At 41.5% G+C, this 15,472-nt stretch carries 10 protein-coding genes and 1 pseudogene; all 11 read right to left on the reverse strand.

Annotated features, from left to right (window positions below; translation table 11 throughout):
• Window positions 1-50: 50 nt before the first annotated feature.
• Window positions 51-1,673 (reverse strand): glycoside hydrolase family 13 protein, encoded by a 1,623-nt coding sequence (locus tag AC3ZVC_RS19795; protein WP_490064897.1) that lies wholly within the window; start codon window positions 1,671-1,673, stop codon window positions 51-53.
• Between the two features lie 255 nt (window positions 1,674-1,928).
• Window positions 1,929-3,614 (reverse strand): glycoside hydrolase family 13 protein, encoded by a 1,686-nt coding sequence (locus AC3ZVC_RS19800; RefSeq protein WP_490064898.1) that lies wholly within the window; start codon window positions 3,612-3,614, stop codon window positions 1,929-1,931.
• A 242-nt stretch (window positions 3,615-3,856) separates the two neighbouring features.
• Entirely contained in the window at window positions 3,857-4,678 is an 822-nt protein-coding gene (locus AC3ZVC_RS19805; protein WP_214727708.1) for a carbohydrate ABC transporter permease, read from the reverse strand.
• Entirely contained in the window at window positions 4,678-5,541 is an 864-nt protein-coding gene (locus AC3ZVC_RS19810) for a carbohydrate ABC transporter permease (RefSeq protein ID WP_214727710.1), read from the reverse strand. Before AC3ZVC_RS19810 ends, AC3ZVC_RS19805 begins: the two co-directional genes overlap by 1 nt.
• A 59-nt stretch (window positions 5,542-5,600) precedes the next feature.
• Entirely contained in the window at window positions 5,601-6,833 is a 1,233-nt protein-coding gene (locus AC3ZVC_RS19815) for an ABC transporter substrate-binding protein (protein WP_490064899.1), read from the reverse strand.
• Between the two features lie 81 nt (window positions 6,834-6,914).
• Window positions 6,915-7,922, reverse strand: a complete 1,008-nt coding sequence (locus AC3ZVC_RS19820) for a LacI family DNA-binding transcriptional regulator (protein WP_490064900.1) — start codon at window positions 7,920-7,922, stop codon at window positions 6,915-6,917.
• 207 nt (window positions 7,923-8,129) lie between these two features.
• Entirely contained in the window at window positions 8,130-9,611 is a 1,482-nt protein-coding gene (gene cobA, locus AC3ZVC_RS19825) for a uroporphyrinogen-III C-methyltransferase (protein WP_490064901.1), read from the reverse strand.
• A 23-nt stretch (window positions 9,612-9,634) separates the two neighbouring features.
• Window positions 9,635-10,450: a uroporphyrinogen-III synthase gene (locus AC3ZVC_RS19830; RefSeq protein WP_490064902.1), complete on the reverse strand. Its 816-nt coding sequence runs from the start codon at window positions 10,448-10,450 to the stop codon at window positions 9,635-9,637.
• Window positions 10,451-10,477: 27 nt separating this feature from the next.
• Window positions 10,478-10,804, reverse strand: a complete 327-nt coding sequence (gene nirD / locus AC3ZVC_RS19835) for a nitrite reductase small subunit NirD (RefSeq protein WP_490064903.1) — start codon at window positions 10,802-10,804, stop codon at window positions 10,478-10,480.
• A 14-nt stretch (window positions 10,805-10,818) separates the two neighbouring features.
• Entirely contained in the window at window positions 10,819-13,233 is a 2,415-nt protein-coding gene (gene nirB / locus AC3ZVC_RS19840) for a nitrite reductase large subunit NirB (RefSeq protein WP_490064904.1), read from the reverse strand.
• A 60-nt stretch (window positions 13,234-13,293) separates the two neighbouring features.
• Window positions 13,294-15,435: pseudogene (gene nasC, locus AC3ZVC_RS19845) on the reverse strand (assimilatory nitrate reductase catalytic subunit NasC).
• Window positions 15,436-15,472 lie beyond the last annotated feature (37 nt).

The raw sequence follows: 15,472 nt of genomic DNA on the forward strand, positions 1-15,472 counted from the left end.
CGGCACCCAGTGCTAAATACAAGGATGCCGGCTTTTCACTTATTGTTTGCTTACTTAGTTATCTGGTATATTCTCGCCTCATGAGGAAAGAGGATTTCTTCATTATTTTCTAAATCCCGCTGACTATTGGAGAGAATCAGTTTCCGATCGGTAAATCCCTCAAATGTAAAAGTCTTCTCCTCGTCACAATGATTCAAGACAATGAGCCAGGTGAAATTTTTGTATGAGCGTGTATAAACATATAAATGCTCATCGTCAGGTAATATATCCTTATAGTCACCATAAACCATTACGTCGTTTTCTTTTCTTAATGCGATCAGTTTTCTATAATAATAGTAAACCGAATCAGGGTCTTTTAGTGCAGCTTCCACATTTATTTCGTTGTAGTTTGGATTAACCTTTATCCATGGTTCGCCAATTGAAAAGCCTGCTTGTGGTGAATCATTCCACTGCATAGGCGTTCTGGAATTATCACGGCTTAGAAGAAGCAAGCTTTCAAATACCTCCTGCGGATCGCGGCCTTTAGATACTTCTTCATGGAATTTATTCTTCATCGCAATATCATTATAATCCTCAATGGAATCAAATCGGACACCTGTCATTCCAATCTCTTCCCCCTGAAAGATATAAGGAGTTCCGGGCAGAGTATGAATCATCGTCGCCAACAGCTTCGCGGATTGAACACGATACTTACTGTCATTGCCGTAGCGGGTCACTTGCCTTGTGTGGTCATGATTGTTCAGAAATTGCGAATTCCAGCCCCTTTGCTTAAGGCCATCATACCAGCTTGATTGAATTTCCTTATACCGAAGCATATCCCAGGTTGGCATATCATCTGCTACTTGGAAATGGAATAATGTATTTAGCTCATTCCGGCTCTCATCTACATAAAGCAATCCTTCCTCAGGAGAAACAAATGGAATCTCGCCGACTGTCATGACATCATAATGCTGAAGAACCTCCCCGTGCATTTCCTGAAGATAGTCATGAATGCCGGGGTTATTAGCCAAATAGCTGATATTATATGGATTCTCTGCATCTAAAAAATCTTCTTTTTTGGCCAGGAGATTAATGACATCCATTCTGAAGCCATCGATGCCTTTATCAAGCCAGAATCTCATCATTTTATAAATTTCATTTCGAAGCACAGGGTTTTTCCAATTAAGGTCCGGCTGCTCGACCGCGAAGGAATGATAATAATATTGGCCGGTTTCTTCATCCCATTCCCAGCAAGACGGTGCAAAATAGGAACGCCAGTTATTCGGCGCCTTCCTATCCTTTGGATCTTCCCAAATATACCAATCTCTTTTTGGGTGATCTTTTGAAGAACGGGACTCAACAAACCAAGGATGCTGATCGGAAGTATGATTAACAACGAGATCCATAATTACCCTTAAACCGCGATTATGGATTTCCTGGATTAACTCTTCAAAAATCGCCATATCCCCTGCCTTTTCCATAATTCCATAGTAATCTGAAATATCATATCCATTATCACGGTCTGGTGATTCATAAAATGGATTGAGCCAGATCACATCTATGCCAAGATCCTTAATATAATCAAGCTTTTCTATTACTCCTTTTAAATCACCATAGCCATCTCCATCGGAATCAAAAAAGCTTCGCCAATAGATTTGATAAACAACCGCTTCTTTCCACCACTTTTTATTCACGACCACACCTCTTTTTTTAACTTTGGCTCTGTTAAAGCTCATTGTTGTTTTTAGAAGCCCTGTTGATTGGAGTGGAAGGCACGAGACTCATGCGGGAGTAGCTCACCAAGGGAGACCCCACAGACGCAGAGCGTCGAGGAGGCTCCCGGTAGCCCCGCGGAAAGCGAGTGCCTGCAACGGAAATCAACAGCCAAATTTAACAGAGCCTTAACTTTAGTAACTCGTAAAAAAGGGCCTTTTAAAAGGCCCTCCTCATTATTTCTTTAAACGGTATACTCTTGCCTCATAAGGCTTTAGCGTTAAATCATTAATAGATTCATTTTCATTCACATTTAGATTTGAAATCAGCAATTCTTTAGAGGAATAATCTAAAGTCTCCGGTAACTTGAACAGAGGAGTTTCCTCGCTGAAGTTACACATGACCAGCAATTGGTCATCGCCAAGTGATCTAGTAAATGCAAAAATCTGCTCATCATCTTCCATGACTAAGTCAAATGTTCCGTATACAATGACTTCGTTTTGCTTTCTAAGCTGAATTAGCTTTTTATAATAATGGAAGATTGATTCTTCATCTTTTAAAACAGCTTCTGCATTAATTTCTTCAAAATTAGGATTTACATTGATCCACGGCGTTCCAGTCGAAAAACCTGCATTAGGACTGGCATCCCATTGAACCGGGGTTCTGGCATTATCACGGCTCCGCTCATGGATCCCTTTAAAAATTTCTTCGTGAGTCAATGAATCAGGAGTTAAATCACGGTATGCATTTAATGTTTCAATATCGCGATAATCGCTAATATCATTAAATTTTACATTTGTCATGCCGATTTCTTCGCCCTGGTAAATATATGGAGTCCCCTGCATCATGTGAAGACAGGTAGCAATCATCTTCCCTGAAACAACACGGTATTCATCGGAGTCATTCCCCCATCTGGAAATAGCCCGCGGCTGGTCATGATTGCTCCAGTACAAGCTGTTCCACCCATCATTTTCAAGGCCTTTTTGCCACTTTGTGAAAATTCCTTTTAGGTCTGTTAACTTCCACGGACGCGGATCCCATTTGCCAAATTGGCCGTCACCCAGCCCAACATGTTCAAAATGGAACACCATATTTAATTCGTTACGATCTTCGCCAGTATAAAGTTTGCCTTCTTCGACTGTAACACCCGGCATCTCGCCAACCGTAATCGTATCATAATCGCTAAGTGCTTCTTTATTCATTTCTTGCAGAAATTCGTGGATTCTCGGTCCATTCATATAATACGTGCTTCCGTTCCCATATTTATGACCTTCACTGATCTCTCCCTGCGGATAGCTTGTATCTTTGGAAATGAAGTTGATGACATCCATTCGGAACCCATCAATGCCTTTATCAAGCCAATAGCGCATCATTTCATAGACTTCATTTCTTAGAACGGGATTTTCCCAATTGAGATCAGGCTGTTTTTTGCTGAAAAGATGCAAATAATATTCGCCTGTTTGTTCATCAAATTCCCATACATTTCCGCCAAACGCAGCGCCCCAGTTGGTTGGAGGCTCTCCATTGTCTGGCTTCTTCCAGATATAATAATCTCTGTAAGGGTTATCTTTGGATTTGCGTGATTCCTGGAACCATTGGTGCTCGTCACTTGAGTGATTGACAACAAGGTCCATCATGATTTTAATGCCGTGTTCATGTGCTTTAGCCAGCATACGGTCGAAGTCCTGCATGGTTCCGAATTCTTCCATGATATTGCGGTAATCTGAGATGTCATAGCCATTATCATCATTAGGGGATTTGTAAACCGGCGATAGCCAGATTACATCGATTCCCAGTTCGCTTAAGTAAGGGATTTTTTCTGTGATGCCATTGATATCGCCAATTCCGTCTCCGTTGGAATCGTTAAAGCTTCTTGGATAGATTTGATAAATGACGCTTTCTTTCCACCATGTTTTTTTCAATTATTACAACTCCGATCGAATATAAATTCATATTACAATTAGGCTCTGTTGGATGGGGCCTGTTGATTTCCACTCCAGGCACTCGCTTTCCGCGGGCTACCGGGAGCCTCCTCGGCGCTTACGCTCCTGCGGGGTCTCCCTTGGTACGCTTCTCCCGCAGGAGTCTCGTGCCTTCCATTCCAATCAACAGGGAGCCAATATAAATAATTAACATAATCACAGCCACTTCTTAAGTGATTAGCTTATTTAATCGAACCTTTCATTACTCCGCTAATGATCCATTTTTGGGCAAAGATGTATACGATGATCATAGGAGCAAGTGCCATTAAGTAGGAGGCGAATGCCAGGTTATAGTCTGTGCTGAATTGTCCCTGGAAAATATATTGTACGAGCGGGAGTGTGGCCATTTCCCGGTCGCTCAGAAGTACAAGCGGGAGCATGAAGTCATTCCAGGCTCCAAGGCTGGTAATGATAGCGACTGTTGCATTCATTGGGGCAAGCAGCGGGAATATGACTTTCCAGAAAACACCCCAAGTACTTGCGCCATCCATAATGGCTGCTTCTTCCAGTTCAACGGGAATAGCTCTGATATAGCCAATGTAGATAAATACATTAAAGGAAAGATTGAAAACAATATATAGAATGATTAACCCAACCAGATTATCCATTCCCCATGAACTAGTCTGCTTTACAAGCGGAAGCATGATAATCGGGAACGGGATAAACATCGCACTTAAAAAGTAAAAGTATAGGAACTTATAAAACTTTTTATGAAGATTGCGTGCAATGGCGTAGGATACCAGTGAATTTGTCAGCACTGTAAAGATGACTACAAAAATAGTAACAAACGCACTGTTTTTAAATGCATTGAAAAAATTAGTCATTTCAATTGCTTTTGCAAAGTTATCAAACGACCATGATTTTGGAAGCGCCATTAAATTGCCGGCCATTTCAGGCGGTGTTTTGAAGGCGATTGTGATCGTTAAATATAGTGGAAAAAGAATAAGCAATGAACCTAAAATTAAGAGAGTGGTGACAAGCCAGCTAGTATTTTTGCGATTCATTAGTTTTCCACCTCTCTTTTATTTAAGAATTTTAATTGAATGACAGAGAAGACGATAATGACGATAAAGTAAATGACTGCATTTGCCGATTGATAGGCAAATTCTCCACCTTCAAATCCTCCACGGTAAATAAGCAAAGAGATGGATTCTGTTGACTTTCCTGGACCTCCGCCAGTTAATGCAACAATCTGATCGAACACCATCAGGAAGTTTTTCAGTGACAGCACCATATTAATCGTGAAGAATGGCGCGATCAGCGGGAATGTAATCTTCCAGAACTTTGTCCAAACACCTGCACCGTCAATGCTTGCGGCTTCATATAAATCCTCTGAAATCGTTACTAGGCCGGCAAGGTACAGAATCGTATTGAATGACACTGCCTGCCATACTGCTACGATTACGATTCCAATCCAGGCCAAATCAGGATTTCCAAGAATATTACGGGTTAAAAACTCCCAGCCGAAGGCATCACCGATCTGCGGCAGAAAATGAGCAAAAATAAAGTTAAAGATAAAGCCAACGATTAAAATACTAAGGATATAAGGCAAAAAGTAAATCGCCCGCAGCGTTTTGTGAAATTTTATCTTCGAGTTAAGCCCGATGGCAACCAAAAGACTAATGATATTAACGAGAATGGTAGAAACGATCGCAAATTTAAAGGTAAATAGGTAGGCATCCCCTGCTCGCTCATCTTTAAAAACGTTCAGGTAGTTTTTTAATCCAACAAAATTCCAATCTCCATACCCTTTCCAATCCGTAAAGCTGTAAAAAATCCCTTGCAAGGCAGGAAAGCTATGAAAAATGAAGAAAAGGAGGAAAGCGGGTATCGTGATAATCAGAAACACACTGTTTTTCTTTTTCATATTGACAACTCCTTTTTAGAAAGCCAGGGAATCTTAAGGGATTCCCTGGCGTCTATGCATTAGCGGTTTTGTACTTTTTCCCACTCACTGTCCATTTTCTTCAGGAATTTTTCTTTATCTTTCTTGATTAGGAATTCCTGAACAAGATTTTCAGCTCCCATGCCTGCTGGGTAGTAGTGGTCTGGGAAGCTTGTGATGGTTCCATTTTCAAAGTTAGCTTTGATTCCTTCGAACACAGGATTCTCCTGATACACACCCTCAATGGCAGAGAAAGCTTTTTGCTCGTCAATGTATTTTTGAGCTGTATCTTTATTCATCATGAATTCAACGAATTTCTTTGCTTCTTCTTTGTGCTCAGTACCTTCACTAACTGCTAAAAGAACGTCTACTCCAGAAACAAGTTTGTTTTGTTCAGGATCATTTGTTACAGGCATTGGGAATACACCTAGCTCCATGTCAGGATTTGCTTTCAGGATTTCAGGAATGGCCCAGTTGCCTTGCAGATAGAAAACAGATTTTCCGTTGGCAAAAGCATTATTTCCATCACCGTAAGCAACGCCCATATTATCTTTGTGGCCAAATTGGACTAACGTGGACATTTTGTCTGCAACTTCATCATAATTTTCCGCGAAAGATTTTTCGCCGGCATTTTTCTTTTCAGCAAAGTCTTCACCTGCGATATTAGCACCAAGAGAGTTCCATGGAATCATGCCTGTCCATGCGTCTTTTAATGTGAAGTAGATTGGTGTATCTCCTGCTGCTTTCACTTTCTCAAGGCTTGCGATAAATTCATCCCAAGTTGCCGGTACTTTAAGACCGTGTTCCTCAAATTTTGTTTTGTTGTATATTACTGCATTGGCATTTGTAGCATATGGAAGCCCAAATGTTCCTTCTGCTTCAGGACCAACCAAACGATTGATCATATCGATATAAGATGGCTGAACCTTTTTTTCCAATTCTGTGCCTGCAAAGTCCTCAAGTACACCTGCACGGCCCAGCTCCCCATAGGTTGCGTTACCTGCGATGGACATAATGTCAGGCAGGTCATTTTTTGTTAGGCGTGTTTTTAAAACTGTTTCCGCTTCTGGCGGTGCATCCAGCTTGATTTTAATATCAGGGTTTTGTGCTTCGAATTCTTTAATTAAACCTTTATAGGTTTCAATGCTTTCTGACTTATTGGAGAAGAGTTCCAAAGTTACCTTTCCATCATCGGATCCGCCTGAAGAGCATCCCGCTAATAAAGAGGCACCTAATGTTAAAGCCATCACACCTGCAGTCATTTTTTTAAACATGATTTTTCCCCCTAAATATTTTTATTTATTATGGTCATTTAACGTAAACGTTTACGTGAATGGCCCAAGAAAAGAGAGTCATTATTTCCTCTCTTTCACACTCATTCTTTCAACGATTTTATGCGGCATTATTCGGCTCTCAGGCGTATCACCCGTTTCCAAAAGAGCAAAAAGCATTTCTGCAGATGTTTCACCCATTTTTGCCAAAGGCTGTCCTACTGTGGTCAGCGGCGGGATGGACATTTCAGCAAGGCTTAAATTATCATAACCCATGACCGATAGCTCATCTGGAACCTTAATACCCCTTTGATACGCTGCTGATAATGCACCGATCGCAATCTCGTCACTAGCTGCAAAAATGGCTGTGACATCAGGAAACTGATCAACCATTCTTTTTAAGCCTTCGACTCCATCAGGAAAGGTAAATCCCCTGCTGAAAACAATGTTTTGTTCATCGATCGGAATGTCGTGATCGGCCAGCGCCTTTTTAAAGCCTTCTATCCTTGGAATACCGGCAATGATGTCCTCTTTATTACCGCTTATCATCCCGATTTTTGTATGGCCCTTATCGATTAAATGCTTGGCAGCTGAATAGGCTGCATGAAAGTCATTGACCTTTACAAACGGCACCGGGTACGCATACGATTCTGTAGAGAGCAGAATCATCGGCATTTTCGACTTGGCCACATACTGATAATATTCATCTTTTAGTATCTCACTGGCGAAAATAATTCCGTCGACACGTTTTTCTATGAGCAGCTGAAGATATTTCATTGTCTTCTCGCCGTTTGATTCTGTATGGCAGACAATGACGCTGGAACCGTTATCATTTGCGGCTTTTTCAATACCGTCCAGCAAATCAGTAACCAAAGAGCTGGAAAGCTTTGGAAAAAGCACACCAATCGTATGGGTTCTTTTATTTATTAATCCTCTTGCCACCGCATTCGGCTGGTAGCCAAGCTCTTCAATCACTTTGAGAACTTTTGATTTCGTTTTTTCCGAATAGCCGCCCTGGCCATTCAGGATTCTTGAAACGGTTGCAATTGAAACATTTGCCTTTTTGGCAACATCTTTGATGGTAAAGGACATATCCCACCTACTTTATTTCACTATTTTTTAGATAGATTACGAAAACGTTTACGTTGTAATAATAACACGGCGTGAAAACCCTTTCAATATTATTTGGTGAAAAAATGTGAAATAATTTAAATTAGTTTCTAATCCCATAATCAAAATAAAAAACCGGCCCCATTTTTGTACAGGCCGGAAAATAATTCATTTATCGTTTTATATGGTTCATAATACTCTTTCATGCACTTTATCTAGAATTAATGCCTCCAGCATCTTAGATGCACATGGTTCTGCAGGGGTAGAATGTGGCTCAAACCCAAACTCCCTGATTCGCTTTTCCGAACTGCTTCCCATGCAAACTACTGTTGAGTTTTTTATGATTTCTTCTGCCTCTATACCGAATAGACTTCCATTTTCGATAAAGGCATCCACAGAGGTACTGCTTGGAAATACGATTGTATCAAGTGAAGCTTCCATAAGCATATTTTTTACCACAGGAACAAAAGCTTCATCTAGGATAGTTTCGCTGGTCTGAAAAATATCATGTTTTCCATAACGTTCAAGATAATAGCCTCTTTTTTCATCCATTTTCCTGTTACCAATAATTAAAAGCCCTCCGCAATGAGTCATATCATCCGCCAGATAACCAGATAATCCACGCTCCATTAAGACCTTTAACGATTTTTTAGACAAACAGTAAATTGTTGCGTGCAGGTTTCTAATATCTATTTTTCTGCTAATCATCAAATCAAAAAACTCATTGATGCTCTCAGGCGAGGTGAATAAAATCCGCTCATACATGAATAATTGATTGAGGATGGTTTCATTTATCTGAACTTCTTTTTTAGTCCACTTAGGAAATTCAATGACATCTGCACCCTGATCTTTTAACATTTCCGCTACAGGGCTTTTAGCAGTACCGGTACGTGCTAAAAGAATTTGCCTTCCATACAGAGGCTTTTTTTCAAACCATTTTAATTTATCCCTTACTGAAACAATATCACCAACTAAAGTAATAGCAGGATTTTTAATTCCTGTCTCCTTCACTGTTTTTGCAATATTCCCCAGTGTTCCCTGCACTGTCTGCTGTCTTCCATACGTTCCCCATTGGATAAGAATGACCGGGGTTTCTTCCGGTTTTCCATGCAGGATAAGATTTTCAGCAATAAAGGAGATGTTTGTTACACCCATATAAAAGGCAATGGTATCGACACTAGCAACTAATCCGGCCCAATCGATATTGGGCTTCCCTTCCTTCGATTTGTCATGCGCAGTTACCACCGCAAAGGAAACACCATATTCGCGATGCGTAACAGGGATGCCTGCATATAAAGGCGCTGCAATTCCAGAAGATATTCCCGGAACAATTTCAAATGGAATTTCATTTGTTACAAGCGCTTCGGCTTCCTCGCCTACTCTGCCAAAAACTCCCGGGTCACCGCCTTTTAAGCGGACAACGATGCATCCGTTCATTGCTTTCTGAATGAGAAAATCATTGATTAATTCCTGTTTAAGTAAATGCTGCTGCGGAAATTTCCCGCAATAAATCAACTCACAATGGGAAGGGGCATACTCTAATAGTTTGGGGTTTATAAGCCTGTCATATAAAATAACATCTGCTTGCTGAATTGCTTTTAACCCTTTAATTGTCATCAAGCCTTCATCCCCAGGACCTGCTCCTACAAGAAATACCTTACCTTTTTTCAAGTCCCCACCCCTTTGTCTTCTTTTTAATCGCCGGTGTTCATCTGGTAGTAATTGGCCAGTTCTACAATAGCACTGCCCATTCTCTCCACCTTGGGGAAAATCACCCGATTTATTCCTTCATCATATAAAGCTTGTGCGGTTACCTTACCGACTGCCAAAGCAATAACTTTATCGGAGAAAGCCCTTTTCAATTGATTTTCGGCATCCTGTTTACGTGCAAATTGAATTAAATGACGTACCTGTGGAGTACTCGTAAAAACCGCCGCTTCCAGTTTTCCTTCAAGCAGCTCAGATAGAAGTCGTTCCATTACTTCCGTTTCCGGCGGATTGTGGATATACGGAAGAATTTCTTCATATTGAGCATGCTGTTCGTCCAGCCACTGGATTAGCCTTGGTGCGGGGTCGCCATGAAGCTGAAGAGCCACATTGCTTTTCTCCAAAGAATAAGCTGCTAGGCTGCGTACCAGCCCCGCGGTACTTCCATCGTCATCCCGGACTTCCGGTGATAGTCCCAGCCTTTTTAGCAAATTAACCGTTTTATAGCCTCGTGCTGCAATTCTTGTATTATGCAGAGTCCCAATAAACTCTTCTCCCATCCCCATTTCTAAAGCTGTATTATACAAGGTCTCCACACCTATACCAGTGGTAAAGATAATCCAATCAAACTTGCCTGCTGTAATCCGTTGTATATGTTCTTTTAATTTGGTATCTACACGCAAGGATGTACCTTGCGCAGGCCTGCTAACAGCGATACCCCCCAGGTTTTCAACGATTTTGCTTATTTCTTCTATTTTTCTTGATCCAAGAAGAGCAATTCGCTTTCCCTCCAGCTTTTTCATCCAAAAAACCTCCAGCCTAATCTTCTTTTATTCTTCTATTATAAGATAGACTGTACCATTCTCAACAACTGTTTTATAAGTTTGAACACACCCCGTATCAGGAGCTTGCACCTTGCCGTCTTCCAGACAAATTTTCCAATCATGCATAGGGCAAAAAACAGAATCGCCGCTGACCAAGCCCTCAGTCAATACACCGCCTTTATGAGGACATCTATTTTCTATTGCACGGATTTTGCCATTAGATAATCTGAACACAGCAATATCTGTCCCTCCGACTTTCACCGTTTTCCCTAATTTTTCCGGTAATTCATGCATAGAACCTATCAGAACCTTGACAACACTTTTATTTACCAAAAGAAATTCCCCCTTTATGATCGTACGAGATTCTCAAACAACTCAGATTTTGTTTTATTGTTTTGGATAATCTCTTTCCAAGGATCCTTGTATACTGATAGTGCTTCATCCATCCGGGCATTTAATTCTTCGCGCTTCTCTTTGTCATTCAGCACCGACTGAATATGTGCCAGACCTACACGATCAACCCAAGCGGAGGTACGTTCCAAATAACTGGCCGTTTCTCTATAGTATTGAAGATACGCACCTGTGATTTCCATTAATTCTTCATCTGTCTTCACTTTATAAAGCAAATCCCCGCCTCTTACATGGGTGCCTCCATTGCCGCCAACATAAATTTCCCAGCCTCCGTCTATGCCGATGAATCCAATATCCTTAAACCCTGACTCAGCACAGCTTCTTGGGCAAGCGGATACTGCCATTTTGACTTTATGGGGTGTCTGCAATCCTTCAAATTTCTTTTCCAGCGCTACCCCAACGCCCATGGAATCCTGGGTGCCGAATCGGCAGAATTGCTCACCGACACAGGTTTTGACAGTGCGAAGCGATTTTCCATATGCATAGCCTGATGGCATATCCAGATCTGACCATACCTTAGGCAAATCTTCTTTTTTCACACCGAACAAATCGATCCGCTGGCCCCCGGTTACCTTTACTAAAGGAATTTCATATTTATCAACGACATCAGCAATCTTTCGCAAGTCATTCGAATTCGTTACTCCTCCATACATCCGTGGAACCACCGAATAGGTGCCGTCTTTTTGTATATTGGCATGCATTCTTTCATTGACATAACGTGATTCCCGTTCATCCTCATAATGGGTTGGACGAACCATTCCCAAATAATAATTAATGGCTGGACGGCATTTAGAACAGCCTTCTTCAGAAACCCAGCCCAGGACATTCATTACTTCCTTTACATGGGTTAGCCCTTTTGATCGTATTCCTTCTACTACTTCATCCCTCGATAATGAAGTACAGCTGCAGATCGCTTCTTTTTGGATGCTTCGATCAAACTCTGCTCCAAGCGTATGCTGAAGCAAATCAGCTACAAGCGGTTTACAGCCTCCGCAGGAACGGGAAGCGCTTGTGCAAGATTTAATTTGTTCTACTGTCGTGCACCCATTGGCTTGAATGGCTTCAACGATCATTCCTTTTGAAACGCCATTGCATCCACAGACTATTTCTTCGCTATTCATTTCGGCAACGAGGCTTTCTCCAGCCTCTACGCCAATCGGCTCTAAAAGGGAAACTTTCGCAGTGTCAGAAATATCAGCCTGTTTTTTAATCATGGCGAAAAGACGATTTCCTTCCTGGCTGTCTCCAAAAAGAACAGCTCCTACGATCTGATTTCCACGAAAGACAATTTTCTTATAGACACCTTCATGGTCATCAAATATTTTTAAGGCTTTTTTCTCTTTATCTTCTAAAAAATCTCCTGCAGAGAATACTTCCACACCTGATACTTTGAGCTGGGTTGAAAGAACAGAACCTTTATAAGGGGCAGTTTCCACCCCGCAAATATGTTTGGCTAGCACTTTCCCCTGTTCATATAGAGGGGCGACCAGACCATATGGAATACCATTATGCTCGGCACATTCTCCGACTGAATAAATATGGGGAATACTCGTTTCGAGAAAATCATTTACCACAATGCCGCGATTCACTTGTAATCCGCTTTCCTGCGCAAGTTTAATATTCGGACGGATTCCAACAGCCATTACAACCAAATCAGCTTCCAGCACAGTACCGTCACTGAAGGTCAAGCCTTCTACCCGTTCATTTCCGATAATGGCCTGCGTTTGTTTTTCAAGTAAAAAGTTCATTCCCTGTTTTTCAAGTTCTTTTTGTAATAGCTTTGCTGCTGTTTCGTCCAGCTGCCTTTCCATTAAATAAGGGGAGATATGAATCACAGATACTTCCATACCTAAATTTAATAAGCCTCTTGCTGCCTCCAAACCAAGCAATCCCCCGCCGATGACAGCCGCCTTTTTATATTTTTTCGAAGCCTGCAGCATTTTATCGGTATCCTCCAGATCCCGAAAAGCTGTAACTCCCTCCTTATCAGCTCCCGGTATTGGAAGGATGAATGGCATTGACCCCGTTGCCAGGATGAGCTCATCATATGGCTCAATTCTTCCTTTATCTGACACGACAACCTTCCTGCCAGGATCTGCCTTCACTACCGTTTCATCTGTGTATAATCTAATATTGTTGGCTTCATACCAATCCCAATCATTCAGGGTAATATCCTTTACTTCTGTATCCCCCTGTAAAACTTTTGATAATAGAATGCGATTATAATTGGGATGGGATTCACTTCCAAATATCGTAATTTCAAACTTCTCCGGAGCGACCTTTAAAATTTCTTCCACTGCCCTGACACCAGCCATTCCATTCCCAACAAGGACCAATTTCTTCTTTTCCATTTTTAAAAACAGCCTCCCCGATCATTTGAATTTATTAGAATAAAATATCTCTTACTAAACTTATAGTTTTTCTAAGTGACTAACGTTCACCGCAGTAACTTTAAAACCTGGCATACGGCAAACTGGATCGAGCTGATCCGATACCAGGAGATTGACATTTTGGTTTTCAGCCCAATGAAAAGGGACAAAAATGGTATCCTGCCTGATATCTTCTGTCCATTGGCTCCTAACAATAATGCTGCCTTTTTTTGATTTAATCTTAATCAATGACTTATTCTGAATGCCGAACTTCTTAGCGGTTTCCGGATGAATTTCAGCAAAAGACTCAAAGTTTCTTGCCGCCAGTGATGGACTTTTTCTTGTCTGAACTCCGGTTAAATAATGGGAAATCACTCTTCCTGTCGTAAGGAACAGCGGATATTCCCCATCAGTTGCCTCTTTTGCTATCACAGGTGTATTAGATACAGGTATCATTACAGCTTTACCGTCTTCGTGGGCAAAGGAATCTTCAAAAAGCCTTTCAGTTCCTTTATGGTCAGGATCCGGGCAAGGCCATAGAATTCCTTCCCCCTTTTTAAGACGATCGTATTTAATTCCGTAATAATCGGCAGTACCTTCCCTGCTGGCTTCTCTTAGCTCATTGAATATTTCTTCTGGTCCGGAAAAAGAAAAATACTCTTCCTTCCCTAGCATTCTGGAAATCTCACAAATGATTTGCCAATCATGTTTTACTTCTCCAGGATACGGCTTGCTTGCCGGGCGAAGCAGCACTCTTCCTTCCAGATTCGTCATCGTACCCTCGTTTTCCAAATAAGAAGTTACCGGCAGGATCAAATCAGCCAGCATGGCTGTTTCTGAAATAAACATATCGGCAGCAACAAGAAAATCGAGTTTTTCCAGGGCCTTTTTCACAAAGTCTGCATTCGGGTTAGAGACGATGGGATTTGAGCCCATTAATAGCATTCCTTTTATCTCGCCATCCTCGATTTTATTCATCATTTCATAAGCAGAGACACCTTTGCCGGGCAATTCACTTTCGCGTATATTCCAAACACGTGCGATATAATGGCGATGATCTGGATTTTCAATAGAACGGTAACCGGGAAGTTGATCAGCTTTAAGGCCATGCTCCCGTCCTCCCTGTCCGTTTCCCTGTCCCGTGATTGCCCCATAGCCTCATCCAGGCTTACCAATCTTCCCTGTTATTAAAAGAATATTTAAAAAATTTCGGACAGTGTGGTATCCATCTGTTTGCTGTTCAACGCCCCTTGCTGTAAAAATCATTCCGGTTGCTGCTTTCCCAAACATAATAGCTGTTTTCCTAATTTGACTTGCAGGTACCCCTGTCAATTCTTCAACTTCTTCTAACTTAAGGGTGTCTACATAGGCCTTAATTTCTTCAAATCCTTTTGTCCTCCCCTCTATAAACGGAAGGTCAATCTCTTTTTCTTCTACCAGGACCTTCAAAATCCCGTTTGCCAAGGCTGCATCGCTGCCCGGCTTCGGTTTTAAGTGCAAGTCTGCCATTTTAGTTGTGGCAGTCTCCCGCGGATCAATGGCGATAATAAAAGCCCCATTCTCCTTCGCTTTCTCAAAATAAGGAAGAAGTGTTGGCTGGCACTCTGCAATATTGGTTCCCGCCAGAATGATACATTCAGCCAGCGGAATATCATTTAATCCATTCGTCATTCCCCGGTCCAGCCCGAAAGCATGAATAGCAGCCGATGCAGCCGAAGACATGCAGAACCGCCCATTATAATCAATATATTTCGTCCTTAATGCCACTCTCGCAAATTTGCCCAGAAGATAAGCTGTTTCATTGGTTAAAGAGCCTCCGCCATACACGGACAAAGCATTTAATCCATGCTCAGATTGAATTTCTTGGAACTTTTCCTTAATAATCCCCATGGCTTTATCCCATGACACCTGTTCGAATTTTCCGTCCACTTTCTGAAGCGGATATTTGAGGCGTTCAGGATGCAGGGCATGCTGATGGGCATTCAACCCTTTTATGCATAAACGTCCATGTGATGTAGGATTTGCTCTTCCAAGAACCCGATATTGCTTCCTTGTTACAATAGACTGTTCAATTACCTGTTTTTTACATTGCATACTGCAGAAAGGACATTGTGTATCATAAACTTTCTCTGATTGACCTTCCTGCTGCTTGGCTCGGAAATATTTTAATAGCAGTTCTGTCATAGTTCATTCCTTTCCGCCTTTCATATGTTCATTTATT

The organism is Cytobacillus sp. C11.1 (assembly GCF_058145115.1).

Coding starts and splice junctions, on each gene's coding strand:
- AC3ZVC_RS19820 (WP_490064900.1), bottom strand. CDS start 7,922: ATGTCCTTTACCATCAAAGATGTTGCCAAAAAGGCAAATGTTTCAATT.
- AC3ZVC_RS19805 (WP_214727708.1), bottom strand. CDS start 4,678: ATGAATCGCAAAAATACTAGCTGGCTTGTCACCACTCTCTTAATTTTA.
- AC3ZVC_RS19830 (WP_490064902.1), bottom strand. CDS start 10,450: ATGAAAAAGCTGGAGGGAAAGCGAATTGCTCTTCTTGGATCAAGAAAA.
- AC3ZVC_RS19815 (WP_490064899.1), bottom strand. CDS start 6,833: ATGTTTAAAAAAATGACTGCAGGTGTGATGGCTTTAACATTAGGTGCC.
- nirB (WP_490064904.1), bottom strand. CDS start 13,233: ATGGAAAAGAAGAAATTGGTCCTTGTTGGGAATGGAATGGCTGGTGTC.
- AC3ZVC_RS19810 (WP_214727710.1), bottom strand. CDS start 5,541: ATGAAAAAGAAAAACAGTGTGTTTCTGATTATCACGATACCCGCTTTC.